Source organism: Pseudomonas sp. SIMBA_068 (assembly GCF_046534705.1).
GTDB classification, from domain to species: domain Bacteria; phylum Pseudomonadota; class Gammaproteobacteria; order Pseudomonadales; family Pseudomonadaceae; genus Aquipseudomonas; species Aquipseudomonas putida.
This window is the reverse complement of sequence record NZ_JAWRYI010001030.1, coordinates 1-254: the sequence shown is the minus strand read 5'-3', so window position 1 is coordinate 254 and position 254 is coordinate 1. Positions and strand designations below refer to the sequence as shown.

Below are 254 nucleotides of genomic sequence, written 5' to 3'. Positions count from 1 at the left end.
CGCCTGGCCGACGGCAGCCAGTTGTGGCTGGGTGCACAAAGTGCGGTGGACCTGGAATTTTCGGCGCTGAGCCGAGTGTTGAAGCTGCGCTTTGGCGAAATACTGGTGGAGACCGCCGCCGACCCGCGCCGGCCGTTTTTCGTCGACACCGCGCAAGGGCGCATGCAGGCGCTGGGTACACGGTTTGCGGTCTGCCAACTGGGCGACAGCACGCGGTTGAACGTGTATGCCGGTGCGGTCGAGGTTTGTACTGC

The 254-nt window shown here is 64.6% G+C and carries 1 protein-coding gene; it reads left to right on the top strand.

Features of this window, described 5'->3' with window-relative positions; translation table 11 throughout:
- Positions 1-254: FecR family protein (locus tag SB756_RS32555; RefSeq protein ID WP_410913572.1), on the top strand; the 254-nt coding region annotated here is incomplete at both ends.